Source organism: Nocardiopsis quinghaiensis, from assembly GCF_008638365.1.
Lineage (GTDB): Bacteria > Actinomycetota > Actinomycetes > Streptosporangiales > Streptosporangiaceae > Nocardiopsis > Nocardiopsis quinghaiensis.
Genome location: NZ_VWVU01000002.1, coordinates 373164 through 398166, shown reverse-complemented (window position 1 = coordinate 398166; position 25003 = coordinate 373164). Strand labels below are relative to the sequence as shown.

Annotated in this window: 25 protein-coding genes; 17 read left to right on the top strand and 8 right to left on the bottom strand. The window is 71.6% G+C overall.

Annotated features, from left to right (window positions below):
* The 3 genes from FYX01_RS08595 to FYX01_RS08585 all read right to left on the bottom strand — a co-directional run bounded on the left by FYX01_RS08595 (window position 1) and on the right by FYX01_RS08585 (window position 3774).
* Window positions 1–1332: a UDP-glucose dehydrogenase family protein gene (locus FYX01_RS08595; RefSeq protein WP_150239326.1), complete on the bottom strand. Its 1332-nt coding sequence runs from the start codon at window positions 1330–1332 to the stop codon at window positions 1–3.
* 230 nt (window positions 1333–1562) lie between these two features.
* Complete coding sequence (locus FYX01_RS08590) at window positions 1563–2252, bottom strand: YIP1 family protein (RefSeq protein ID WP_150239324.1); 690 nt, start codon at window positions 2250–2252, stop codon at window positions 1563–1565.
* A 22-nt stretch (window positions 2253–2274) separates the two neighbouring features.
* Window positions 2275–3774: an LCP family protein gene (locus FYX01_RS08585; protein ID WP_150239322.1), complete on the bottom strand. Its 1500-nt coding sequence runs from the start codon at window positions 3772–3774 to the stop codon at window positions 2275–2277.
* Between the two features lie 337 nt (window positions 3775–4111).
* Here FYX01_RS08585 and FYX01_RS08580 point away from each other — a divergent pair, with 337 nt between their 5' ends.
* The 3 genes from FYX01_RS08580 (at window position 4112) to FYX01_RS08570 (ending at window position 6619) form a co-directional block, all read left to right on the top strand.
* Window positions 4112–4354 carry a TM2 domain-containing protein gene (locus tag FYX01_RS08580; RefSeq protein ID WP_223830356.1) on the top strand — a complete coding sequence of 81 codons (243 nt, stop codon included), beginning with the start codon at window positions 4112–4114 and terminating at the stop codon, window positions 4352–4354.
* A gap of 125 nt (window positions 4355–4479) precedes the next feature.
* Window positions 4480–5475 (top strand): glycosyltransferase family 2 protein, encoded by a 996-nt coding sequence (locus FYX01_RS08575; protein ID WP_150239318.1) that lies wholly within the window; start codon window positions 4480–4482, stop codon window positions 5473–5475.
* Between the two features lie 112 nt (window positions 5476–5587).
* Complete coding sequence (locus tag FYX01_RS08570; RefSeq protein ID WP_150239316.1) at window positions 5588–6619, top strand: DUF4429 domain-containing protein; 1032 nt, start codon at window positions 5588–5590, stop codon at window positions 6617–6619.
* A gap of 43 nt (window positions 6620–6662) precedes the next feature.
* On the opposite strand, the gene FYX01_RS08565 is transcribed toward FYX01_RS08570, so the two are convergent.
* Window positions 6663–7439, bottom strand: coding sequence for a glycerophosphodiester phosphodiesterase (locus tag FYX01_RS08565; RefSeq protein ID WP_150239314.1), 777 nt, complete (start codon window positions 7437–7439; stop codon window positions 6663–6665).
* Window positions 7436–8185 (bottom strand): IspD/TarI family cytidylyltransferase, encoded by a 750-nt coding sequence (locus FYX01_RS08560; RefSeq protein WP_150239312.1) that lies wholly within the window; start codon window positions 8183–8185, stop codon window positions 7436–7438. Before FYX01_RS08560 ends, FYX01_RS08565 begins: the two co-directional genes overlap by 4 nt.
* Window positions 8186–8597: 412 nt before the next feature.
* Between FYX01_RS08560 and FYX01_RS08555 the strand changes: the two genes are divergently transcribed.
* The 8 genes from FYX01_RS08555 to FYX01_RS08520 all read left to right on the top strand — a co-directional run bounded on the left by FYX01_RS08555 (window position 8598) and on the right by FYX01_RS08520 (window position 15852).
* Window positions 8598–9446 (top strand): ABC transporter permease, encoded by an 849-nt coding sequence (locus FYX01_RS08555; protein ID WP_150239310.1) that lies wholly within the window; start codon window positions 8598–8600, stop codon window positions 9444–9446.
* Entirely contained in the window at window positions 9446–10345 is a 900-nt protein-coding gene (locus FYX01_RS08550) for an ABC transporter ATP-binding protein (protein WP_150239308.1), read from the top strand. Before FYX01_RS08555 ends, FYX01_RS08550 begins: the two co-directional genes overlap by 1 nt.
* A gap of 233 nt (window positions 10346–10578) precedes the next feature.
* Window positions 10579–11391, top strand: a complete 813-nt coding sequence (locus FYX01_RS08545; RefSeq protein WP_150239306.1) for a hypothetical protein — start codon at window positions 10579–10581, stop codon at window positions 11389–11391.
* On the top strand, window positions 11388–12125 hold the full coding sequence (locus FYX01_RS08540) for a DUF5941 domain-containing protein (protein WP_190394229.1): 738 nt from the start codon (window positions 11388–11390) through the stop codon (window positions 12123–12125). The genes FYX01_RS08545 and FYX01_RS08540 overlap by 4 nt, the downstream gene beginning before the upstream one ends.
* Window positions 12126–12156: 31 nt before the next feature.
* Window positions 12157–12888 carry a phosphocholine cytidylyltransferase family protein gene (locus FYX01_RS08535; protein ID WP_150239304.1) on the top strand — a complete coding sequence of 244 codons (732 nt, stop codon included), beginning with the start codon at window positions 12157–12159 and terminating at the stop codon, window positions 12886–12888.
* Between the two features lie 5 nt (window positions 12889–12893).
* Complete coding sequence (locus FYX01_RS08530) at window positions 12894–13943, top strand: iron-containing alcohol dehydrogenase family protein (protein ID WP_150239302.1); 1050 nt, start codon at window positions 12894–12896, stop codon at window positions 13941–13943.
* A complete protein-coding gene (locus FYX01_RS08525) occupies window positions 13921–14691 on the top strand; it encodes a CDP-alcohol phosphatidyltransferase family protein (protein ID WP_150239300.1) in 771 nt (256 codons plus the stop codon). Before FYX01_RS08530 ends, FYX01_RS08525 begins: the two co-directional genes overlap by 23 nt.
* 294 nt (window positions 14692–14985) lie before the next feature.
* Window positions 14986–15852 (top strand): glycosyltransferase family 2 protein, encoded by an 867-nt coding sequence (locus FYX01_RS08520; RefSeq protein WP_150239297.1) that lies wholly within the window; start codon window positions 14986–14988, stop codon window positions 15850–15852.
* Between the two features lie 270 nt (window positions 15853–16122).
* Here FYX01_RS08520 and FYX01_RS08515 read toward each other — a convergent pair whose 3' ends face one another.
* The gene (locus tag FYX01_RS08515; RefSeq protein WP_190394228.1) at window positions 16123–16614 is read right to left on the bottom strand and encodes a MarR family winged helix-turn-helix transcriptional regulator; all 492 of its coding nucleotides are present in this window, start codon (window positions 16612–16614) and stop codon (window positions 16123–16125) included.
* A gap of 162 nt (window positions 16615–16776) precedes the next feature.
* On the opposite strand from FYX01_RS08515, the gene FYX01_RS08510 reads away from it, so the two are divergent.
* From FYX01_RS08510 to FYX01_RS08485, 6 genes are all read left to right on the top strand, one after another.
* A complete protein-coding gene (locus FYX01_RS08510; protein WP_190394227.1) occupies window positions 16777–17952 on the top strand; it encodes a PP2C family protein-serine/threonine phosphatase in 1176 nt (391 codons plus the stop codon).
* Between the two features lie 166 nt (window positions 17953–18118).
* Window positions 18119–19003: an STAS domain-containing protein gene (locus FYX01_RS08505; protein ID WP_150239295.1), complete on the top strand. Its 885-nt coding sequence runs from the start codon at window positions 18119–18121 to the stop codon at window positions 19001–19003.
* A 19-nt stretch (window positions 19004–19022) separates the two neighbouring features.
* Window positions 19023–19412: an STAS domain-containing protein gene (locus tag FYX01_RS08500; protein ID WP_223830355.1), complete on the top strand. Its 390-nt coding sequence runs from the start codon at window positions 19023–19025 to the stop codon at window positions 19410–19412.
* Entirely contained in the window at window positions 19409–19849 is a 441-nt protein-coding gene (locus tag FYX01_RS08495) for an anti-sigma regulatory factor (RefSeq protein ID WP_150239291.1), read from the top strand. Before FYX01_RS08500 ends, FYX01_RS08495 begins: the two co-directional genes overlap by 4 nt.
* Entirely contained in the window at window positions 19846–20892 is a 1047-nt protein-coding gene (locus FYX01_RS08490) for an ATP-binding SpoIIE family protein phosphatase (RefSeq protein WP_150239289.1), read from the top strand. Before FYX01_RS08495 ends, FYX01_RS08490 begins: the two co-directional genes overlap by 4 nt.
* Window positions 20889–22565, top strand: coding sequence for a PP2C family protein-serine/threonine phosphatase (locus FYX01_RS08485; protein ID WP_150239287.1), 1677 nt, complete (start codon window positions 20889–20891; stop codon window positions 22563–22565). Before FYX01_RS08490 ends, FYX01_RS08485 begins: the two co-directional genes overlap by 4 nt.
* A 98-nt stretch (window positions 22566–22663) precedes the next feature.
* Here FYX01_RS08485 and FYX01_RS08480 read toward each other — a convergent pair whose 3' ends face one another.
* Window positions 22664–23269 (bottom strand): malonic semialdehyde reductase, encoded by a 606-nt coding sequence (locus FYX01_RS08480; protein ID WP_150239285.1) that lies wholly within the window; start codon window positions 23267–23269, stop codon window positions 22664–22666.
* Window positions 23270–23641: 372 nt separating this feature from the next.
* Window positions 23642–24805, bottom strand: coding sequence for a glycosyltransferase family 4 protein (locus FYX01_RS08475; RefSeq protein WP_150239283.1), 1164 nt, complete (start codon window positions 24803–24805; stop codon window positions 23642–23644).
* Window positions 24806–25003: the final 198 nt, after the last annotated feature.

Here is a 25003-nt window from a genome sequence, read left to right as displayed (position 1 = left end):
CTACTGGCGGCCCAACGCCCGGTAGGTCCACCCCGAGGCGCGCCAGTACGTGGGGTCGAGCGCGTTGCGGCCGTCCACGATGCGCTTGCGGGCCACCACCGCGGCCAGCTCGTCGGGGTTGGCCTCGCGGAACTCCGCCCACTCGGTGAGCAGCAGCACCACGTCGGCGCCGCGCGCCGCCGCCAGCATGGAGTCCGCGTAGTTCAACTCCGGGTGCGCCTCGCGCGCCCTTTCCAGCGCCGCCGGGTCGTACACCGTCACCTGCGCGCCCAGCGAGGCGATGGTGGAGGCCACGTCCAGCGCGGGCGAGTCGCGGATGTCGTCGGAGTTGGGTTTGAACGCGGCGCCCAGCGCGGTCACAGTGCGACCGGCGAAGCTGCCGCCGATCAGCTGGCGGGCGATGTCGATGGTGCGCGCGCGGCGACGCTGGTTGATCGCGTCCACCTCGCGCAGGAACGACAGCGCGGGCTCCACGCCCAGCTCGTCGGCGCGCGCCATGAACGCGCGGATGTCCTTGGGCAGGCAGCCGCCGCCGAAGCCCAGGCCCGGCCCGAGGAACTTGCCGCCGATACGGTCGTCGTAGGAGAGCGCCTCGGCCAGCTGGATGACGTCGGCGCCGGCCACCTCCGACACCTCCGCCATGGCGTTGATGAAGGAGATCTTCGTGGCCAGGAAGGCGTTGGCCGCGACCTTGACCAGCTCCGCGGTCTGGAGGTCGGTCACCAGGAAGGGGGTGCCGTCGTCGATCTGCTGCTGCCACAGGGCGCGTACGGCCTTCTCCACCCGCGGGGAGTCGGTGCCGATCACGATCCGGTTCGGGTGCAGTGTGTCCTTCACGCCGAAGCCCTCGCGCAGGAACTCCGGGCTCCACCCCAGCTCGGCCTCCTCGCCGACGGGGGCCAGCGCGGCCAGCCGGGCGGCCAGGGTCGCGGCGGTGCCCACCGGGACGGTGGAGCGGCCCACGACCACGGAGGGCCGGGTCAGGTGCGGGGCCAGCTGGTCCACCGCGGCGTTCACGTAGCGCAGGTCGGCGGCGCCGGACTCGTCGCGCTGCGGGGTGCCCACGCAGATCAGGTGCAGGTCGGCGAACTCGGCGGCCTCGGTGAAGGACGTCGTGAAGCGAATGCGCCCGGTCGCGAGCTTGGCGGTGAGCAGCTCGTCGAGTCCGGGCTCGTAGAAGGGCACCCTGCCGGAGCGGAGCATGTCGATCTTGGCCTCGTCGACGTCGACGCCCAGGACCTCGAACCCCATCTCGGCCAGGCAGGCCGCGGTGGTGGCACCCAGGTATCCGGTACCGATGACGGAGACGCGCATACGGTCCGCTTCGATCACTGGTGGTGTCCTTCCTCGCTTTCGTCCGCTCCCGTGTGGAGTTGTGCCCGCTGAAGGCGGTCAACACCCTGCTTCAGGGCAGGAAACGGACATTGTTCGGCCCGCAGGTGGTACCCGGGGCGCGGGGCATTACCTTACGCGCCCGGGCGTGGCGCGTGACCGAACACCGCGTGAACAGTCAGGCGCTCAGGTTACCGGTGCGTCTGGAATCTCCGGCACAGGGACGCGCCTCAGCGCCAGCGGCCCCGCGGCGCCCTGGTCCCCTCCTGCTCGTCGTCCAGGGGAGTCCACACGGCGCCGCCCGCACCACGGCGGAAGGGCGTGGTCGTCTTGTCCGGGTCGTCCTCGAAGCCGCCGCCCGGGGCCGGTGGCGGCGGGCGGTCGGGCACCGCTTCCGGGACGGTGTCGCCGCCCGCACCCTCCCACGGCGCGTCGGACGGATCCGCCTCACGCGCCGCACGGCGGTACCCCTCCCGGTCGGCGCCGGCCGCGCCCCGACCGCCGGAGGGCGTGTCCGTGCCGTGGGCGGCCCGCCACCGGAGCGGCGTCATGGCGGAGAACAGCAGCAGGGTCCCCAGCGGCAGCGCCACGGCCAGGCCGGTGCCGGACGGGTACAGGAAGCTGTCCTCGTTCAGCCAGGACAGCGCCGTCCCCATGGACGCCGCGTGCACGACCGGCCACAGACACAGCGCCGCGAGCAGGGCCCCGCCGGCCCCGGCGACCAGTGGCGAGACCCGGGAGGCCACAAGGTAGGCGCACACGGCCCCCACCAGGCACAGCACCACGACTGACAACACCGTCGCCACGGTCACGTCGCCCCCGGCGATCCGCGGGACCAGGTCGGCCGACCAGGCGACGGCGATCCACAGCACGGGGGCCAGGGCGACGCCGACGAGCAGGCCGACCAGGTGGTGGAGCACGGTAGATCCTCCTTGCCCGGGATCATCCACAGATGTTCTCCCGGGCGGTCGAGACGGCCGTGGCGCCCTCGCCGGAGGAGGGCCCCTCCTCCGGCGAGGACTCCTCGGCCCCGGCCTGCGGGGCCTCGAACGCCGTGTAGTCGAATCCGATCACGATCTGCAGTTCACCGTCCAGGGTGCCGTCCTCCACCGTCTCCGCCCCCGGGATCGTCCCGGCCAGGTACTCGGCCTCGGCCCCGTCGTTCGGCCCGTGGCGCACCTGGCTCGTGGAGACGTTGCTGGAGCTCCAGTTCTGCGCCGGGGCGACCACCTGGAACCCGGCGGAGGCCAGCGCGCCGTCCAGCCGTGCGCCCAGCCCCGGCGCACCGATCCCGTTGAACACCTGGACCCGGATGTCACCGGGCCGGGGCTCGGCCCCCTCCTCGGACTCCTGCGAGGGGTCGGTGATCGGCCTGTCTGCCTGGACCGCGGCGAACAGTTCGCGGGCGGCGGGCTCGTCCCACAGCAGGGCGACGTCCCCGCGCGGCGTCCAGTACTCCGTGTCGGAGAGGGGCACCTGGGTGAAGGTGACCGAGCCCATGCTCAGGTCGCGCATCTGGTAGGCCAGTTCGTTGATCGTGCTGGTGTCCAGCCCCTGGTCCACGGTTACCGACGACAGAGCGCTGTTGACGAAACCGGTCAGTTTGTCCGGGTCGGAGAGGGTGTCGGTGCTCAGTGCCCTGTCGAGCATCGCGGACAGGACCTGCTGCTGGCGCTCGATCCGGTCCAGGTCGCCCCGCGAGGTGGCGCGGGTGCGGGCGAAGGCCAGGGCCTCGGTCCCGCCCACCTGGTGCGTGCCCGCCGCCATGTCCAGTTGGGCCTTGGGGTCCCTGATCGGCTCGGGCAGGCACACCTCGATACCGCCCAGCGCGTCCACCACGTTCACGAAGCCCTGGAAGTCCACCTCGACGTAGTGGTCGACGCGGACGTCGGTCAGCGACTCCACGGTCCGCACGGCCAGCCGCGGGCCGCCGTGGCCGTAGGCGGCGTTGATCTTGTCCGGGCCCCGGCCGGGGACGTCCACCCACAGGTCCCGGGGGAGACCCACGACGGTGACGCGGTCGCGCTCGTGGTTGAGCCGCACCAGCATCATGCTGTCGGAGCGCTGTCCCGGGGCGGAACCCACGCTCAGCTCCTCCTGGGCCTCCGGGCTCATCGCGTCACGGCTGTCGGAGCCGATCACCAGGAAGGTCAGTCCGCCGGTCGACTCGGGGCGGCCGTCCTCGGAGAGCCCGCCGAACACGTCGAACCGGTTCAGGGCCCCCGACACCCAGCCGGTGAGCGCCCACGAGGTCCCCGAGGCGAACAGGACCAGTACCGACAACGCGCTCATCAGCAGCAGGCCGGTGCGGCGGCGACGGGAGGCGGGGCTGGGCACGGTCACCCGTCCGGACCTGGGGGAGCGCTCGGGCGGAAGGGGCTGTGAGCGCTCGCGGTGGAACCCCTCCGTTGGTCCGTGCCGTCCCGCGCTGTCGTCGCTCATCGGCGTCCCCGTCCCACATCAACGGTGTCCTTATCCCTAGGTTGTCACCCGTTGCGCCCAAGAGCGCGAGATGTCAACTCCCGGCGTGTTGTCCTCCCCTTTGCGTGTACGTCCCGTACATGTGACGCGGCGGACGGTGGAACAGTTCCGCGCGCCGAACCATCCTGAGCCGCATTCGGTACCGCTATGTGACCAGAAGCGTGGTTTGTGCAGGAAAAATAGTATGGTCCGATGTGCGCCGAGCGTAGACCCCGATGCCAGGGCCGTGCCGGACACCCCCGCTGCGTATCGGTATCCACCATTTCCCTGTCTGATGTCTAACGCCCCCGGAGTCCCAGTGACCTACCAGCAGCCCCACCCCGAGGCCGTCTCCAGCCGAAACTGGCTCGTCGCCCTTCTGCTGTGCTTCTTCCTCGGCGTGGTCGGGGCGCACCGCTTCTACACCGGCAAGATCGGTACGGCCGTCCTGATGATCGTCACCTGCGGTGGCGTCGGTGTGTGGACGCTCATCGACCTGATCATGATCATCGTCGGCTCGTTCAAGGACGCGGAGGGCCGGCCCGTCAAGAACCAGGGCTGAGTACCGGCCCGATCCGGCCCGGCGGGGATTTCGCCGGGTCGGCGGGCCGTACGGGTGCAGTACCGTTGACGCGCGTACGGCAAGCCCTACGCAGTTCCGACATGTCCTGACCCTGGGAAGTGCCCGTGTCCTGGCCGCCTGTCTCCGTCGTCATGCCCGTACTCAACGAAGAGCGCCACCTCGCCGCCGCGGTGGAGCACGTCCTCGCCCAGGAGTACCCGGGCGAACTGGAGGTCGTGCTCGGGGTCGGCCCCTCCTCGGACGGCACCCGCGAGGTCGCCGACGGGCTCGCCGCCGCCGATCCACGGGTGAAGGTGGTCGACAACCCCACCGGCAGGACCCCCTCCGGGCTCAACGCCGCCATCGCTGCCTCCTCACACGACATCGTCGCCCGCATCGACGGGCACGCCATGATGCCCTCCGACTACCTGCGGGTGGCCGTCGAGACGCTCCGGGAGACCGGCGCCGACAACGTCGGCGGCATCATGGCCGCCGAGGGCACGACCCCCTGGGAGAAGGCCGTCGCCGCCGCGATGACCTCCAAGGTGGGCGTGGGCAACGCGCGCTTCCACACCGGAGGCGAGGGCGGTCCCGTCGACACCGTCTACCTCGGCGTCTTCCAGCGGTCGGCGCTGGAGCGGGTCGGCGGCTACGACGAGGCGTTCCAGCGCGCCCAGGACTGGGAGATGAACCACCGCATCCGCACCACCGGCGGCACGGTGTGGTTCCAGCCGCGCATGCGGGTCTCCTACCGCCCCCGCCGCAACGTGCGCCTGCTCGCCAAGCAGTACTTCCACTACGGGCGCTGGCGCCGGGTGGTCGCCCGCCAGCACAAGGGGACGATCAACCTGCGCTACCTGGCCCCGCCCGTGGCCCTGGCCGGAGTGGTCGCCGGACTGGTCGGCGGCCTCTTCCTCTGGCCGCTGTTCCTGGTTCCCGCCGCCTACCTGCTCCTGGTCACGGCCGCGTCGGTACCGCTCGGCCGCGGTCTGCCCGCCGCCAGCCTGCCGATGATCCCGCTCGCTCTGGCCACCATGCACATGTCGTGGGGCGCCGGATTCATCACCAGTCCCCCCGGGCTCGGCTCGGACTCGCGCGCCGCGCAGGACGCCCGCACCTGAGGGCCGTCGCCGCCGGGAACCGTCCCGCCGACCGCCTTCGGTCCCGGTCCGCCCTCGTACGGGAGCGGACCCTCTGCTAGGCAGAGGGAACAGGGAACGGAGGACAGGCGCTATGGACGAGTTGCGCGGCGACCAGGCCGTCTGGGTGTTCGACGGCGAGTCGGTCGTCATCAGGTACGAGAGCGGGGGCCGGTCCAAGGACCCCCTGCTCAGGCGGATCGGACGGCTCGAACTCCCCGTGGGCGCGATCGCGGGAGTCGACTTCCGGCCCGGCGCCGACCGCAGGAAGGGCTGGGTCCTCCGACTGCGTCTGCGCGACCGGATGGACCCCTACACGGCCGTCGGGGCGGCGCTGAGGGAGGAGTCCCAGCCCTTCCGGCTCACCGGCCCCGCCACCAGCGAGCTCATCGCCGAGTACCTGGCCGACCAGACCCGCTTCGCCGCCGAACAGCACACCGGCGCCCCGGCCCCAGACACGGTCCTGCGCCTGGTCCCCCGACTGCCCCTCCACATCCAGACCTCCGAGGGCACCGCGACCATCGACGACTCCGGCGTGCGCCTGGTCTGGTCCGGCGCCAGGGCCGGAGGCCGCAAGCGCAGGGCCCAGCGCCGCGAGTACGACGTCACCGAGATCACCGGTGTGGAGTGGACACCCTCCGACGGCTGGGAGTGGGGCTACCTGCGGGTGGCCACCGCGAACAGCGCCAGGGAGGGCTCCAGCAAACTCAGGCAGGACCTCAACGTCCTCCTCGCCGACGAGGGAACGGAGACCTCCGACGCCCTGCTGATGGCCGCCACCATCACCGCGCACATGTGGGCCGGTACGGAGCCGGGCTCCGGCGGCCCGGAGGCCGGGGACCTGGCCGCCAGGCTCAGGGACCCGCGCTGGTGGCTGGACAGGGCCAGGGCCGTCGGTCGGATCGGCGGGGCGGAGAACGAGCGCGCCGAGCCCCCGAACGCGGAGGGCCCGGCGGCGGACCGCTCGGCGCCGGGGGGAGACGGCGCCTCCCGTGCGGTGACCGGGGACGACGGGACCGAGTGGGTCTTCCGACAGATCGAGCGCCTGGGAGACCTGCACGCCAGGGGGCTGCTCACCGACGAGGAGTTCTCCGCGAAGAAGGCCGAGCTCCTCGACCGGATCTGAGGCCTCCGGAGGGCCCGGACGTGCTCCGGGAGTCCCCGGAGGTTCAGGATCCCCCGGCGCCGCCGAGCTCCTTGAGGGCGGACACGGCCCCGGGCACGTCGTCCACCACGACGGCGTCCATCCCCGCCTCGGCGAACCGGGCCGTGTCCACCGGGTCCGGACACCACGAGACCACCTCGATCCCGGCCCGGTGCGCCAGGTCCACGGTGTACTCCACCGGGCGGCGGCCCGGTCGGAGCGCGTCCCCGGCCGGCCCGAACGAACGCGCGTCGATCGCCACGACCGGGCACCCCATCCCGGCGGCGCCCGCCACCGCCTGGTCCAGCGGACTGCGCACGAACGGCATCCACGCCGTCGGCACCCCGGGCGCCCCCTCCCGGACGGCCAGCAGGACACCGGGGTCGAAAGAGCAGACGAACACCCGGCGACGCCGGGCCTCACGGCGCAGGTACGGCAGGAGCAGGGACACGGTCCGCCGTGACGGAGCGTCGACCGCGTCCTCCATCACCGACTTGACGTCCACGTCCAGGCCCACCCCGTCCGGGACCGCCGCCAACCCCTCGTCCAGGCCGACCAGTCCGGCCTCGGCGCACTCACGCGCGGTCAGGTCCACGATCGTCCGACCGTCGTCCAGGGCGGCGTTGTGGTGGAGCACCAGCGCCCCGTCCACGGTGCGGCGCACGTCGATCTCGACCCAGTCCGCTCCGGCCCGCGCCGCGGCGGCGTAGGACTCCACCGTGTTCTCCCGGACGCCGTCGACCACGCCGCGGCCCGCGCCGCGGTGGCCGATCACCTCGGTCGCCTCGAACACCCGGTTCACGCGTCCACCTCCGGCGGGACCGTACGCGCGCGTGTCCGGCGCAGCAGAGTCTCGGCGATCTCGATGTCGCCCGGGTTCGTCACCTTGATGTTCGTCTCCTCGCCAGGCACGATCCGCACCTCCTCCTCCGGCAGGTAGCGCAGCACCACGCCGCAGTCGTCGGTGGCCACCAGGCCGGGGTCGGCCGCCGCCAGCTCGTAGGCGCGGCGGACCACGCCGAGCCGGAAACCCTGCGGGGTCTGCATCCTACGCAGCTCGGCGCGCGGGGGCACCTGTGCGATCGCCTCGCCGCCGGACCGGCCCAGGGCCACACGCACCACGGTGTCGGCGCTGGGCACCGCGACCCCGACCGCACCCGCCTCTCCGAGCGCGGACACGCACGCGCTGATCGTGGCCGGGCGCACGAGCGGACGCGCGGCGTCGTGCAGCAGGACCAGGTCGGTGTCGGCCGCGTGGCCCGCCGCGGCCAGCGCGGCGCGGGAGGTGCCGGTACGGGTGGCACCGCCCGGGAGCACCGCGCCGACCTTGGTGAACCCGGACGCGGCGACGATGTCCCGGACCCGCCCCAGGTACTCCTCCACCATGAGCACGACGATCTCGTCCACGTCCGGGCACGCCTCGAACGCGGCGATCGTGTGCTCGATGACGGGCCGCCCCGCCAGGGGCAGCAGCTGTTTGGGGGAGGGGGCGCCCATCCGCGCGCCGACCCCTCCGGCCAGAACCGCCGCGATCACGCGCGGACGCATGTCCCCACCTCTTCCGTCGTCCACGGCCCCGTACCCTTCTTCCGTCGCGGCCCCGGCCGAGGTTAGCGAATCGTCCCCGTCGGTCGTCCCCGCGGGCTACCGGGCGGAGCCGCGGGGGTCACCACGGGTGAGGGGACAAACCGCGCATTCGTGATGGGCGGGGTGGTGCGACCCGTCGTTCGCAGCGGTAGCCTATGGACGCCTGTATGGCGTGCCCGGTACAGACCTCCCCAGAGTGCGGTCGTGGAACCGGGCGCGGTCCGTGACATCCCCCGGTCGCCCGGACACGCTCCCCCGTCTCGATACACGTACGGGGTGGACCGCGTATGTCGGCCGGTGCGCACAGGCGAGTACGAGCACGAGCACGAGCACGCCTGTCCGGCACACCGTGGACCGGGCGGGACATCGATCCTTGGAGGTGGCGGTGGCGTCAAGGGCGCTGGCCGTCTGGGAGCACCGGAAGGTCGTCGGCCTCCTGGTCCGGCGCGACCTGAAGGTCAAGTACCAGCAGTCCGTACTGGGGTACGCGTGGACGATGTTGGAGCCCCTGGCTCTGACGATGGTCTACTTCTTCGTCTTCGGCGTCATCCTCAACGCCAGCCGGGGCATGCCGGAGGACACCAAGGTCCAGGGCGGCTTCCTGCTGTTCCTCGTGGCCGGGATCCTGCCGTGGAACACCTTCGGGGCGATCCTGTCCGAGGCGCCGCGCGCGATGATCACGCACTCCAAGCTGATCACCACCATGAAGGTGCCCCGGGAGATCTTCCCCCTGGCCACCGTGGGCACGAAGTTCATCGAGTACCTGCTCACCTGGCCGGTGCTGATCCTCTTCGTGGTCTTCCTCGGCGGCAGGCCCTCGTGGGAGGGCGTGCTCGTCTGGCTGCCGCTGGCCATCGTGCTGCAGTTCACGTTCGGCCTCGGCCTCACCCTGTTCCTGTCCACGGTCAACGTGCTGCTGCGCGACGTGGAGCGCCTGGTGCGCATCGTCTCGCGCCTGCTGTTCTACGGTTCGGCGATCCTCTTCCCGGCCGCGCTGGTGCTCACCGCCGACGCCGTCCCGGACTGGGCCAAGACGCTGTACCAGCTCAACCCGCTGCTGGGTATCTTCGAGATGCACCGTGCCGTGTGGTTCGCGGGCTTCGAGGAACTCACCCCGACCACTCTCGCCTTGGCATCGTCGGTGATCGGTTCGGTCCTGATGCTGGTCATCGGATACTGGACGTTCCGCCGTCTGGAGATGTCCGTCCTGAAGGAGTTGTGATGGCGCACACGACCTACGGCGCCGGGCTCGCCACCGGGCCGGTCATCGAGGCCAAGGGGCTCGGCGTCAAGTTCGCCGTGAACCGCCGCCGCAAGCGCAGCCTGCGCGAGATGTTCATCCACGGCACCAAGCGCGACCCCAACGCCGAGGGCGACGAGTTCTGGCCGCTGCGCGACGTGACGTTCGAGATCGGCCGGGGCGAGTGCGTCGGCATCGTCGGCAAGAACGGCACCGGCAAGTCGACCCTGCTCAAACTGATCGCCGGGGTGCTCATCCCCGACGAGGGCGAGGTGCACGTCCACGGCAAGGTCGCCCCCCTGCTGGAGCTGCGCGCCGGGTTCAACGACAACCTGACCGGCCGCGAGAACGTGTACCTGGTCGGCTCCCTGCACGGGATGACCGAACGGCAGATCGACGAGCGCTTCGACGAGATCGTCGACTTCGCCGAGATCGAGCCGAAGTTCGTGGACACCCCGGTGCGCCACTACTCCAGCGGTATGAAGGTGCGGCTCGGCTTCGCGCTGATCTCCCAGCTGGAGCACCCGGTCATGCTGGTCGACGAGGTGCTCGCGGTCGGCGACAAGGCGTTCAAGCGCAAGTGCTACGAGGCCATCGACCGGATGCTGGCCAACCAGCGCACGATGGTCCTGGTCTCGCACAACGAGAGCGACCTGCGCCGGTTCTGCAACCGCGGCCTGTACGTCAAGGGCGGCGGCCTCGCCCTGGACACCGACATCGACGCCGCGCTCGCCGCCTACAACGACGACACCAAGGCCAAGATCGCCGAGCGCGAGAAGCGCGACGCGGAGAGGAAGAAGCGGGCGGAGCGGGTCAAGAAGGAGCAGGCCGAGAAGCAGGCGGAACAGGACAAGGACGGCGACGGCGGCCAGACCGCCTGAACGGGCCGGTCCCCCGACCCCCGGCCCGGTTCCACCGGCCCGCCCGGCCGGACAGGCTTCCCGGGGTGCGCCCCGCCGGAGTCCTCCGGGGGTGCGCACCCTTCCGCGCGGACCCGTCCGAGGGGCCCCTGTTCCCTCCGCGGCGGCTCGGCGGCCGCGGGGTGTGTCAGTGTTTGAATGGCTACACACCGTGAGAAATGGTGTCTCTCAGTAGATCTGGGGAGGGCACGTCCATGGCCGACGGCGGCACGGTGGCGCGGCTGGCCGCGCGGTGGCTGGAACACGGACACCTCACCCGGGCCTCGATGACCCGGATCAGCCTCCTGGCGGCGGTCGGCGCCGCGGTCTGGTTCTCCCGGGCCGACGCGGTCGGCGGCCTGGCGGGGTCGGCGTTCCTGGGCGCGGTCCTGTTCTGCGACGCGGTCCGCGACCGCATGCGCGCCGACCAACGCGACGCGCTCACCCTGTGGCTCGCGGCGATGCTGTCGCGGCTGCGCGAGTACACGGTCCATCTCGGCCTGGTGTTCGGCGCCGTGGCCGCCGGGACCGGAGGCGTGTGGGGATGGGCGGCGGGCGCCCTCGTCGCGCTGGCCCTGCGCGACTCGCTCCTGACGGCGGGATCAGCCCCGGCGGCTCCGGGCCCGGGTCCGAACCCGGAACGGTCCACTCCCGCCGCCCAGAGACGAACTGGCGGCTTTCTGAGTGATCTCACGCCACAACCGCCCCAAGAGTCACGTGTCAGCGATCCCGTGCTGACGTCGCGCCTGTTCGGCACCACCGTGGTCACGGCCTCCGCGGGAACGGTGGCGCACTCCGCGGTGGAGGGGGAGAACAGGTCCGAAGGGGGACCCGAACGCCCCACCGCGGTCACGCCCGAGCCGGTCCGCCGCATCCTCTCCTTCCCCCAACCCGCGCGCTTCCTGGCCGTCGCGGTCACCGCCACGCTGTGGGACGCCCGCGTCACCTTCGTCACTCTCGTCGTCGGCTGCGTCGTCGCGGTCACCGCCCGGCTCGTCGACTCCACCGGCCACGGGGCGTGCCGGTGAACGCGGGCGGTGGGGGACGCGGAGGGGCACGGCCCCGGGCGCGGTTCGACCCCGCCAGCCCCGACCTGCGGACCCTTCGTGACGACAGCCGCCTCTCCCGCCTGCTCGGGAGGATCGCCCCGGGGGCCGTGCCGCCCCTGCTCTCCGCGCTCGCCGGGGCCCTGGTCGTCGGGACGCTCCTCGCGGCAGACCACGGACGGCTGGCAGGCATTACCCTGTTCGCACCGGTCGCCGCCCTGCTACTGTCCGGACTGGCCTCGGGCCACCCCCACGACGGACGGTTCGACTGGCTCGTGCCATCCGTCCTGCGCTGCACCGAGTACGGGTACCTGGCGGTCCTGGGCCTGGCGTCCGGTGTGCCGGGCCCCCTGGTTTTCGTACTCTTGATGGTGGTCGCCTGCCACCACCGCGACGACGCGGCACGTCCCGCGGCCGGAACGGTGCGGCCGGAGAGCGTGCGCACGGCGGCTCTGGGCTGGGACGGCCGCATGCTCGTCACCGCGGTCGGGGGCGCGTTCCACGCACTCACTCCCGTTTACGGCATACTCGCCGGATACCTGGCGGTGCTGCTGGTCCGCGAGGCCGTGCGCACCTGGAGCGCGACACCCGTGGCCGACGTGCGCGCCAGTGCCACCCCCGACGCCGGCGGCACCGGCCGGGCGGTTTCCGGAACCGCCGGGGCAGGCCACGCAGACGGGGGCCAACCGGCCGCCGGAACGAACGGGGAGGCGTGAGAGCCTTCCCGACCTAAGGAGGAACACCCTCATGCTCGGAATGGTTCTCGCCGCAGGCGCGGGGCGCCGTCTACGCCCCTACACCGACACCCTTCCCAAAGCCCTGGTGCCCGTCGACGGTGAGACGACCATCATGGACATCTCGCTGCGCAACCTGGCCGCCGCCGGGCTCACCGACGTCGTCATCGTGGTCGGCTACCGCGCCGAGGCGGTCGAGGCGCGCAAGGAGGCCCTGGAGGAGCGCCACGGCGTCCGTCTCACCCTCAGCTACAACGACAAGGCGGAGGAGTGGAACAACGCCTACTCCCTGTGGACCGCGCGTGAGTTCTTCTCCGAGGGCGTCCTCCTCGTCAACGGCGACACCGTCCACCCTGTGAGCGTCGAGGAAACGCTACTCGCCGCACGGGGTCCGGAACTCCTCCTCGCGGTGGACGACGTGAAAAGTCTCGCCGACGAGGAGATGAAGGTGACCCTGGACGAGGAGGGCCACCTGCGCGACATCACCAAGCTCATGGACCCGGCCACCGCCGCGGGCGAGTACATCGGCGCCACCCTCATCGAGGGCTCCCTGGACGCCCGTCTCGCCGACGCGCTCAAGGCCACCTGGGAGCGCGACCCCCAGCTGTACTACGAGGACGGCTACCAGGAGCTGGTCAACCGCGGGGAGAAGGTCTCCGTGGCCCCCATCGGCAAGGTGGACTGGGTCGAGGTCGACGACCACGACGACCTGGCCAAGGCGAGGGGGATCGCGTGCCGCTACTAGCCCGTATGCTCCCCTCGCCGCTGGCGATCGACGTCCGGCGGGGAGCCGTCGCCTCCCTGGGCACGGTGCTCGCCGACCGGCGGATCGCCACCGAGGGCCGCATCGCCGTGGCCGTGGGACCCGGTCAGGGCGCGCAGATCGCCGCGGACCTGGACCTGCCCAACTGCGAGGTCTTCCAGGTCGACGAGGGCACCGTCGACGCCGCCACCGAGCTGGGCAAGAAACTCCGCTCCGGCGCCTACGAGGCGGTCGCCGGGATCGGCGGCGGCAAGACCATCGACGTCACCAAGTTCGCCGCGACCATGGCGGGCATCCCCATGGTGGCCGTGGCCACGAACCTGGCGCACGACGGTATCGCCTCCCCCGTCAGTTCGCTGGAGCACGAGGGAGGTAAACCGTCCATCGGCGTGATCATGCCCATCGCCGTGGTCATCGACGTGGACTACGTCCGGGCGGCCCCCTCCCACCTGGTCCGGTCCGGCGTCGGCGACGTGATCAGCAACATCTCCGCCATCGAGGACTGGGAGCTCGCGGGCCGGGTGAACGGCGAGCCGGTGGACGGCATGGCCGTCACCTTCGCCAGGGTCGCGGCCGAGGCCGTGCTGCACCGGCCCGACTCGGTGGAGTCCGACGCCTTCCTCACGGTGCTGGCCGAGGGGCTGGTGCTCTCGGGCATGGCCATGTCGGTGGCCGGGTCCAGCCGCCCGGCCAGCGGTGCGTGCCACGAGATCCTGCACGCGGTCACCCAGCTCTACCCGGGTACCAGCAACCACGGTGAACTCGCCGGTCTGGGCGCGCTGTACGCGTCCTTCCTGCGGGTGCGGCACATGGGGTGGTCGGAGACGCGGATGCACGAGATCCGCGACTGCCTGATCCGCCACGACCTGCCCGTCGTGCCCTCGGACGTCGAACTCGACGAGGCGACGTTCGCACGGGCGGTGGCCCACGCGCCGGGCACCCGTCCGGGCCGTTTCACCATCCTGGAACACCTGAACCTCTCCGAGGACGAGATCGGACGGAGTGTCAAGGACTATGTCGAAGCCGTCGGTCGCTGAGGTCCGCGCGGGCGGACAGCCCGCCGGCATCAAGGAGAGAACGAACGAGGAGCACTGGGCGGGCCGCCTCTACATGCGCGACCTCTCCCCGTACCTGACCACGTTCTTCGTCCGGCTCGGTGTCCCCCCGAACCCGATCACCTACCTGATGATGGTGTTCGGGGTGCTGGCCGGGGTCTTGGTCGCCTTCGGCGGCCTGTGGTCGGCGATCGTGGCGGCGCTGTTCGTGCAGGTGTACCTGCTGCTGGACTGCTCCGACGGCGAGGTGGCCCGCTACACCGGCCGCACCAGCGTGGCCGGGATCTACCTGGACCGGATCGGCCACTACGTGTCCGAGATCGCCCTCCTGATCGGGCTGGGCGTGCGCGCCCAGGGTGAGTGGGAGGCGGGCGGCTGGGTCATCCTGGGCATGGCCGCCGCGATCGGTGTCGCGCTGATCAAGGCGGAGACCGACAACGTCGTGGTGGCACGCGCCAAGGCGGGCCTGCCGGAGAAGGTCTCGGACGAGGCTATGCGTCCGCGCTCGTCCGGTCTGAGCCTGGCCCGCCGCGCGGCCTCGGCGCTCAGGGTGCACCGCCTCATCCAGGCGGTGGAGCTGTCCCTGATCGTCGTGGTGGCGGCCGTCGTGGACGCCTTCCTCGGCGACCTGGCGGCCACCCGGATCCTCGTGGCGGCGTGTGCCGCCGTGGGGGCGGTGATGAGCTTCGCGCACTTCGTGAGCGTGCTCGCCTCGCGGCGCCTCGAATAGTTTCCGGTGACACGGATAACGCGCCAGTGACGATGACGTCATGTACGGGGCCGTGCAGGGTACCCTGTTCACGGCCCCGTGTACCTTCTGTTTATTCTTTCGTTAGTCTGTCCCTGCGAGCGTTGGCATGTGTCAACCTTCCCGCAACATGTCGTCCACTGAACGGTCGCAAGCATGGCCACACCCGTGACTCCGTCCTCGTCGAGCTCCGGAAACCCCGAGGCAGAGGTCTCCTCCCGAGTGCCCGAGGACGAACGTTCCCGAGCGCCCAGAGCCGAACGGAGCCGCCCCCAGGTGTCCGCGCCAACCCTGTCCTGCGTCCTGCTCACGATGGGCAACCGCCCCGCCGAACTGCGCCGGGCGATCACCAGCGTGTTCGAGCAGGAGGGCGTGGACGTCGAGGTCGTCGTGGTCGGTAACGGCGCGGACCTGCCGAAGATGCCCGAGGGCGTCACGCGGGTGCGCCTGCCGGAGAACGTGGGCATTCCCGAGGGGCGCAACCACGGGGTGCGGGCGACCACGGGCGACATCATCCTGTTCCTGGACGACGACGGCTGGTACCGCTCCCCGGACCTGGCCCGCCACGTGCGCGAGCGCTTCGTCGCCGACCCGTCACTGGGCGCCCTGTCCTTCCGGATCGCCGACCCCGACGGCGGCCCCGACCAGCGCCGCCACGTGCCGCGCCTGCGTGTGGGAGACTCGCGCAGATCGAGCTCGGTGACCACGTTCCTGGGCGGGGCGTGCGCGATCCGCCGTACCGCCTTCGAGGCGGGGGGCGGTCTGCCCGGCGACTTCTTCTACGCCCACGAGGAGACCGACCTCGCCTGGCGGATCATGGACGCGGGCTACGGGATCGAGTACGACGCCGAAGCGGTGATGTACCACCCGGCGGTGGCGCCGACCCGGCACGAGGACTTCTACCGGCTCAACGCCCGCAACCGGGTGTGGCTGGCCCGGCGCAACCTGCCGTGGCTCCTCGCCCTGATCTATCTGGCGACCTGGATGGGGCTGACCGTGCTGCGCGAGCGGAACCGTACCGCTCTGCGCTCCTGGTTCACGGGTTTCCGCGAGGGCTGGCGTGAGAACGCCGGTCCGCGCACCCCGATCAGCTGGTCGACCGCCTGGCGGATGGCTCGCGCCGGGCGTCCGCCGATCATCTGACCGAGCCCGCCGCCCCGTGCACGCGGGACACGGGAGAGGGGCCGGACACCCGGGAACGGTGTCCGGCCCCTCTCCTGTGCGCGGGTCGGCGGTCGGACACCGTCTTGCCATGGGTAAACTGTTGCCGCTTGACAATAGTTGCTTGTGTCGGCATTGTTTGCGACGGGGAAGTCCGCCCCAGCGGCGGTTGCGGCCCCGGACGGCACAGGGGAGGCGGAGGTCCCTTCGAGGGGGTGCCGGGCTGCCCGTCCGACCCGCGTGTCAGCGGCCTCAGGCCGTGCGGAAGTTCGGTCGTGCGGAACCGCCGGAGTGCGGGTCGGAGCGGTCCGCCGCCTCGTTGAAGGACACGAGTCCTTCCAGGAGCATCGCTCGCTTACGCGGGGGCATGCGGGCGATGACCTCGTGGAGCTCCGCCTCCCTGCGTGCCCTGAGGTCGCGCAGGAAGGACCGGCCGCTCTCGCTCAGCCAGAGCCTCAGCTCCCGTCGGCTGTTCGGACTCGCCGTCCGGCTGACGAAGCCGACCGCCTGGAGGCGGTCGCACAACCTGCTCACGGAGGGAGGGGTGGACCCCAGACGCTCGGTCACGGTTCGCAGGTTCACGCCGTCCTCTTCCTCCAGGACGAAGAGGACCTTGAGTTGCGAGGGAGAGACCGGTGAGGAAGCGACCTCCCGCCCACGCCCCCAGAGCACTTCCACCAGCTCGGTGAGGGCGGAGGCGGCCCGGGCCGCCTCGGCTGTCTGCTCCTGCGATTCAGGGCTCACTTCCCACTCTCACAAACACGTTCGTGAGTTGCACCCGGTCCCATGGTCGGTAATCGGGTATCTCTACGACCATAACGGAACACCCTGTTCCATGCCCGCCGACCGTACCCGTGCTGGTGCGCGGGCACTCCCCGTCCGGCACAGAAAACGCAGGTGGACACAGTGAACAGATCCGAGACCGTAGCGAGGGCCCTGCGCGGGGCCCCACCACACGGGCTCCTGACGGTTCTGCGCGAGGCGCTCGCGGAGGACTACGGGGCGGTGTCCGCCGAACTCTTCCTCGCCGACTACGGGCTCAAGACGCTCTGCCACATCTCCGAGCCCGGGGAGTGCACCGAGGACCTCTCCGTCTTCAACAGCGTCGTGGGAAGGGTGTTCGGCTCCCAGTCGGGCTTCGTCGAAAGCGACGCCGAATCCGCCGTCACGGCCGTCCACCTCCCGGTGAGCGCGCGCGGTGACCGGTTGGGCGTCCTCACCGTCGAACTGAAGGCGGGCGATCTCCCCAAGGAGACGCTCGGCGACCTGGCGCACGTCGCCAACGCCCTCGGGCACGAGATCCTCGTGGCCGAGCGCGACACCGACCTCTACCGGTCGGCCCGTCGCAGGGACCGCCTCACCCTGGCCGCCGAGATTCAGTGGGACCTGCTTCCCGGACGCGCCTACGAGTGTCCCGAGTACAGTCTCGGCGCCCAGCTCGAACCCGCCTACGCGGTACGCGGCGACAACTTCGACTGGTCCGCCGAGCCGGACCGGCTCAACCTCAGCATCACCAACGGCATGGGCGAGGGCATCAACGCCTCGCTTCTCTCCAACCTCGCGGTCAACGCACTGCGCAACGCGCGCCGCGGAGGCCTGCCGCTCGCCGACCAGGTCGCCCTCGCCGACAAGGCCGTCTACGCCCAGCACCGGGGCGAGTGCTACCTGGACGTCCTCTCCCTCGACTTCGACATCGACACGGGTGCCGTGGAGGCGGTCGACGCCGGTTCGCCCCGCCTCTACCTCCTGCGGGACGACCAGGTGAGCCAGACGCCCTTCGAGGCGCAGCTTCCCCTGGGAATGGCCGAGGACACGGTGTACACCGCGCAGGGCTTCGAGGCCGAACCCGGTGACCGCCTGGTCTTCGTCAGCGACGGGGTGTTCGACGCCCGAGGCAACTCGAAGGAGACCTTCGGGGACAGGGCACTGGCCCGGGCCGTCCTGGCCACCAGGCTGCTGCCCGCCGCCTCCGTCCCCCAGGAGGTCCTGCGCCACCTGTCCACGTACCAGGACGGGCGGGAGGCGACCGACGACGCGCTCGTGGTCTGCCTCGACTGGCGGGGGAGGGGCCACCGGGAGTAGGCGGTGAGGGCCTCGTCCCGTCCGCCACACCCCCGGCCGAGGCCCCGTGCTCTCCGCCGCCCCGGCTGATCACGACCGCTCGTGCTCGTCTGATAGATAGTTGTCAGGACGCAAGCAACGTGTGTGACGTACCTTTCCGGTGACACCCAGGGACAACAGGAGACGTATGACTGACGGAGCGACCGACCCCGCCGCGGCGGGGTCGGAGGCCGTGGCGGACCTTCTCAGGCGCCGCGGTGAGCAGATCGCCCAGCGGTGGGCGGACCTCCCCTTCTTCCAGACCGTGTTCACGGTCACACGGGACGAGGCCGTCGAGGCCGGCCACGCGGTCGTCGACTCCCTCTCGGCCGTCGCCGAGAGCGGACGCGTGGACGACCTGGAGGCCGTCGGCTTCCAGCCCATCCGGGAGCAGCTCGTCGCGATGACCGCCTCGCGCGCGAGCTCGGGTCTGTCCACGGCGCAGGTGGACCGCGAGGTCGGCGCCCTCCGCGAGGCCGCGCTGGAGCTGTTGGAGGCGGACACCTCCCGACTCGGGGCCGAGGAGGTCGGCGAGGCCCGTGTCCAGCTCCTCACACTGTTCGCGACCCTCCGGGTCCTGGTCGTGGACACCATGCTCCAGGAGAACCAGGAGATCGTCCTCCGTCAGCGCCAGCAGCTGCTGGAGATGGCGACCCCGGTCATCAAGCTCTGGGACCGCCTCGTCGCGGTGCCGCTCATCGGCATGCTCGACAGCGCGCGCAGCCAGGTGGTGATGGAGAACCTCCTGGAGGCCATCGTCGAGCACAAGGCCACGATCGCCATCCTCGACATCACCGGTGTGTCGACGGTGGACTCGCTCGTCGCGCACCACCTCATGAAGACCGTCGCCTCGGCACGGCTCATGGGGGCCGAGTGCGTGATCTCCGGCATCCGCCCCGCCATCGCCCAGACCATCGTTCAGCTCGGGCTCGACCTGGGACCGGTCACCACCCGCGCCAGCCTCGCCGACGCGCTGGAGTGGGCGCTGGAGCGCAGGGAGCGCAAGGAGCTGCCCACACGAGGAAACCCCTGAGAGCTGATTGGACAAGCACGTGACCAGTAGTCCCTCCACCATCCCCGTCCTCGACCTCGGTGGACTGCTGCTCGTCAGCATCCAGGGTGAGCTTCCCGACGAATCGGCCATCGCCCTCCAGGAGGACGTCACCACCGCGGTGGCGAACACCGGTTCGCGCGGGCTCATCATCGACATCAGCACGCTCGACATGGTCGACTCCTTCCTCGCGCGCGTCCTCGCCGAGGTCGCGGCGTCCTCACTCCTCCTCGCGGCCAGGACCGTGCTGGTCGGTATGCGTCCGGCGGTGGCCATCACCCTGGTCGAGCTGGGCCTGACCCTGCCCGGCATGGACACGGCCCGCACGGTCACCGAGGCGGCGGCCAGCTTCGGGGTCACCATCGAGCGAACGGGACGGGACGCGCCGTGAGCCAGGCCGCGCAGGAGCCGATACGGGTGCCCATCCGCAAGGACACGGACCTGACGGCGGTCCGTCAGCATGTGCGCGCCCTGGCGCAGCGGACCGGGTTCGGCCTGGTCCAGCAGACCAAGCTGGTGACCGCCGCCAGTGAGCTCGCCCGCAACACGCTCCTGCACGGGGGCGGGGGAGCCGCGGAGATCAGCGTCGTCCACGGCCGGACGGGCCCGGGACTGTCGGTGAGCTTCGTCGACTCCGGCCCGGGCATCCCGGACGTGGACCTCGCGCTGAGCGACGGCTACTCCACCGCGGGCGGGCTGGGCATGGGGCTGAGCGGTTCCAAGCGCCTGGTGCAGGAGTTCGCGATCGAAAGCGTCCCCGACGGTGGGACGAGGATCACGGTCACCTCCTGGGCCGATCCGTACTCCGCGAGGCAAGGGGCCCGATGACCAGGGTCTGGGAGGTGGAGGTCCGTGACGCCACGCGTGTGCCCGAGGCGGCCCGGGCCGCGGGCGAGGCGGCGCGCGGCCTCGGCCTGGACGAGGCCAGGACGGCCGACGCGGTCCTCACCGCGTCCGAGTTGGCGACCAACATGTGCAGGTACGCCGGAGGAGGCCGCTTCGTCGCCGAGGCGGCCCATGAGCCCTGGGGGAGGGCCCGGGCGCTGCAGATGCTCGCGCTGGACCACGGCCCGGGCATCCCCGACGTCTCCCGGGCCATGGAGGACGGCTTCTCCACCGCGGACTCCCTGGGCACCGGGTTGGGAGCCTGTGCGCGGGTCGCCGACTTCTTCGAACTCCAGAGCAGTCCGGGGAGGGGCACGGTCGCCGTGGCCCGGTTCGCCCGGCCCGACGAACGCTCCCACTTCGACACCCGGGCCGTGACCGGTGGGGTGCACGTGCCGCTGAGAGACCACAAGCGCTCCGGGGACGCACTGGCCTTCCGCAGCGGCGCCGGCCGCCGCACGGTGATGCTGGCGGACGGGCTCGGGCACGGGGACGCCGCCGCGGAGGCCTCCACCCTGGCGGCGCGCTTCGTCCTGCACCGCGGGGGGGAGACCCCCGAGGCGCTGCTGAGGGGACTGCACGAGGCCCTGCGCCGCACACGGGGCGCGGCCGTCGCGCTCGCCGAGATCGACGAGCCCAGGCACCGCCTCACCTTCTGCGGTGTCGGCAACATCGGCGCACGCCTGTACAGCGGCGGGCGCTGGGAGACGCTGCTCTCCCGGCCCGGGATCGTGGGGGCCTTCAGCCTGCGCACGCCGCTTCCGGGTCGGTACGAGTGGTCGCCGGGGGACATGCTCGTGTTACACAGTGACGGACTGCCCAGCCGGTGGACGCCCGCGGGCACCGAGCGCCTGCGCGACCGCGACGCCGCGGTCGTCGCCGGAGCGGTGTTCCGGGACTCCGGCAGCGCCGCCCGCCTGATGCGGGACGACACCAGTATCGCGGTGGCCACGCACACCGTACGCCCTGACGGGGAGGGACGATGAGGGAACCGCTGCTCGACCTCTCCTGCCACAGCACGGTCGACGTGGCGCTGGCCCGGGTGGCCATGGCGCGCGTGCTCGACCCGGAGTGCGCGTCGGACGAGGCCGGACTGGAGTTCCTCGGCACCGCCTCCTCGTGCGCGCTGCGGGAGGTCGAGGAGAGGGGAGCGGCCTCGCTGGTGGTGGAACTGGCCGAGGACGGGCTCGCCCTGCGGGCCACGGTCCGCGACGGCTCCGGCGCGGACCGCTGGTCCTCCACGCTCGGCCTCTCCAAGCCCCTGCCGGAGGTGGTGGAGGGGCCCGCGCCGCGACCGGACCTCGAACCGCTCTCGGCGGAGCTCCTGCGCACCTCGGAGCGGGCCGGGGCGGTGGCCGCGGTGTCGAGTGAGCGCGCGCGGGACCTGGAGTGGCACCAGCACGAGCTGGAGGAGACCAACCTGGGCGTGCTCGCGCTGCACGCCGAGCTCGCCGAGGCCAGCGACGAGCAGAGGAGGCTCCTGGCGGCCGAACGGGCGGCCCGGGACGAGGTGGAGGCCTCGCGCAACAGGCTGACGTTCCTCTCCACGGCCAGCGCCAGGCTGATGACCTCCCTGAGCCAGAGGGAGATCTTCTCCCGGCTCCGGGACCTCCTCGTGCCCCGGTACGCCGACTCGGTCGAGGTGTGGCTCCTCGGGGAGAACGGGGAGCTGTGCTCCTCCGACGCCTCCGCCTCCGAGGCCGACCCGCCGGGGGCGGTGCTCCTGGCCGCTGCCCGGCGGAGGTCGACGGACGTCCTGACGGAGCGGGGCGAACTGGCCCTGCCGCTGCTCACGGGCACCGACCTCCTCGGTGTGATGCTGCTGCGGCGCGGGAACGCGGTGGACCCCGACGACGAGGTCGTGCTGGTCGAGTTCTCACACAGGGTCGCGGTGGCGCTGGACAACGCGCGCCGCTTCGAACGCGAGCGCGACACGGCCGCCGCCCTGCAGCGGGCGATGCTCACCCGGCTGCCCAGCACCCCGGGGATGGAGCTGACCGCCCGCTACCTCCCGGCCACGCGGGGCATGAACGTGGGCGGCGACTGGTACGACGTCTTCCCCCTGGAGGACGGCGAGTTCATCGGCGTGGTGGGAGACGTCACCGGCCACGGCGTCCACGCCGCGGTGATGATGGGCCAGTTGCGGACGGCCCTGCGCGCGTACGCCATGGAGGAGCGGAGCCCGGCCGCGCTGATGGAACGCCTGCACCGGCTCCTGGGCCGCCTCGAACCCGACCTGTTCGCGACCGCCGTCATCGTGCGCTTCCGCCCGGGGGACCCGGAGATGGTGATGGCCGGTGCGGGCCACCCGCCGCCGCTGTGGCGGGACGGCGAGGGCAGGGCCCGGGCGGTGGAGCTTCCTCCCGGCGCAATGCTGGGCCTGCCGGTGGAACTGTCCTACACCGACCACACGGTCGAGCTGCCGCCGGGTTCGGCCCTGCTGCTGTACACCGACGGCCTCGTGGAGCGGCGCGGGGAGTCCATCGACGACGGGATCGCCCGGCTGCTGGAGGGCTTCGGCGGGCCGCCCTACTGGGAGTACGGTCCCGACAAGGCGGCGGACGACCTGCTGGACTCCATGGTCAAGCACCAGGACTGCGACGACGACGTGTGCCTGCTGGTCTTCCTCGCCGGAGGGACCCCGGGCACGGCCGGGTGAGGCCCGGGGCGGGGCCCCTCCCTCCTGGGAGGGCCCGACGCACCGGGGGCCGGGCACCCGACGGTGCCCGGCCCCCGGTGCGTCGGGTTCCCGGTGGATCAGACCTCGGTGAAGACCTCGTCGTGGTCCAGGCGCGGCAGGCGGTCGGACCACGCGTCCGGGCCCGGCCTGCCCACGTTCATGACCACGAGCGGCCGCCGCGGGGAGTCCTCGCCGAAGAACTCCCGGCGGACGGCCTCGGCGTCGAAGCCGCTCATCGGCCCGGCGGCCAGCCCCGCGGCGCGCACGCCCACGATGAGGTAGGCGATCTGCAGGAGCGCGTTCTGGTCGGCCGCGGCCCGGCGGGCTTCGACGGGCATCTCGGCGAAGTCGTCCCGCGCGGCGGGCGCGATCGGGAAGGTCTTCGGGAAGTGCTCGTGGAAGTCGGAGTCCGAGGCCAGGATCAGTGTCAGCGGCGCCGTCAGGGTCTTCTGGGCGTTGTTGCCCCACATGTGCGGCACGAGGCGCTCACGGGCCTGGCGGGACCGAACCGCGGTGACCCGCAGGGGCTGGTTGTTCATGGAGGTGGGGCCGTACTTGACCAGGTCGTGGATGGCGCGCACCTGCTCCTCGGTCACCGGCTCGTCGGTGAAGCTGTTGGCGCTGCGGGCGTCACGGAACAGGAGGTCCTGAGCCACCTTGTCCAGAACCAGCGTGTCAGTCATGTTCTTCCTCGGGCGTGTTCGTGTACGGCGGGACCGGGCTCGGCCGGCACGTGCGTCAACACCTATTGCCGAGGAAGATATTTCCTGGAACTGAAGATGTGGGGTCACTGTGATCCGGCCGGGGACCGGCGAAAGCGGTCTCGCCCACCGTGACGGCACGCTCTCGAAGAGGACCGTGACCGAGGTTGAACGCGCCCCGAGGGGGATCCGCCCCGAGGACCTGGGCGGTATCGGGCGGAGGGTACGGCCGGGGAAGCCCCGACGGGCCGCGTCGGCCACGCGTCCCCGCCGTCCCGCAGGGGCGTCCGGACGGAGGAGGCCGCACCACGGCCGGCGGCGCCCCGCCTCCACGCCCGGTCCTTCAGGGCCGGGTCAAGTCGCCTCGCCCACGGGCGTGCCCTGGTGCTGGCGTCCCCTCTGGCGTGGCACGACGGGAACCGGATCGGCCGCCTCGTCCGCCCACGCCTCCAGCCGCTTGACGAACAGCCGGGCCTGGACCGGCCAGTGGAAGGACGTCCGCGTGATCTGGTGCCCGGTGCGCGCCAGGCTCAGCCGCAGGTCACGGTCACGGCGCAGCCGCAGCACCGCCTCCGCCGCCGCCGACGCGTCGCCGAACGGCACGACCAGGCCCGCGGGGCCCTCCGGGCGTTCGGTCACCAGGTCCTGTGCCATCGGGTTGGGCGTGGTCACCACCGGAAGGCCGTGCGCCATGTACTCCACGACCTTGGTCGGCATCGAGTGCCGGTAGTTCGGGGTGTCGTGCAGCAGGCTCAGCCCTGCCATGGCACCCGTGCAGATCCGCAGCGCCCGGTCGTTGGGCACGAACCCGTACCAGTGCAGCACGTCCTCCTGCTGGGCCCGGCGCAGCAGTGGCCGCACGCCGACGTCGGCGCCGCCGATCACTTCCAGGCGCACCCCGTGCGGGCGCAGCATGCGGCCCAGTTCCACCAGTTCGCGCGCGCCGCGCGCCTCCGACACCTGGCCCAGGTACACCACCCGGTCGTCTCCCGGTTCGCGCGCCGGCGCCTCCGGTACCTCGGTGGTGTTGGGCACGACCGGGTGCTCGCAGCGGAAGCGGGAGCGGTAGCCCTCCTCGGCCAGCAGCAGCCGCATACGGCGCTCCGCGCGCCGCTCGAAGGAGCGCACCACCGCGCCCAGCGGGCGCCGCAGGGGCCGGGGCACCCACGCCTTGGTGAGCAGGGCCGCGGCCGTGTCCTCGTGCACGTCCCACACCGTCACCGGGCGCTTGGACGGCAGGGCCAGCAGGAGTTCGGGGTCGTGGAAGAGCAGCAGGTCGGCCTCGGGGGCCTGTTCGGCGAGAACCGCCCGTGCGACGCGCAGGGAGGACAGGCGCTCGCGGCCGGAGGCACGCGGCACGTCCACCGAGCGCAGCTCCTTCCACGGGGTCACCCCGCACTCGCGGAACGGCGCCACGTAGGTCACCGTGTGTCCAGCGTCCAGCAGGGCCCGGATCTGGCGGTGCAGGATCCGGGCGTCCTCAGGATGGTGCACAACCGTGGCCACAAGCGCGTGCATCGAGTTCACCTACCTGTGTCACCATGTGGGTGGTTTGTGACGATCTACAACGATCATCCACTTTGGGAAAGCCGTATGGGCCTTCCGACACGGTATTCGCCGGGAAAGACGGGCCGAGGAAAGCCCGGTGGCCGGTCGGAGTGCAGCGGGTGAACCTTCGGTCAGGGGAGTGTGAACACGAAAAGGCACGCCGGTGGA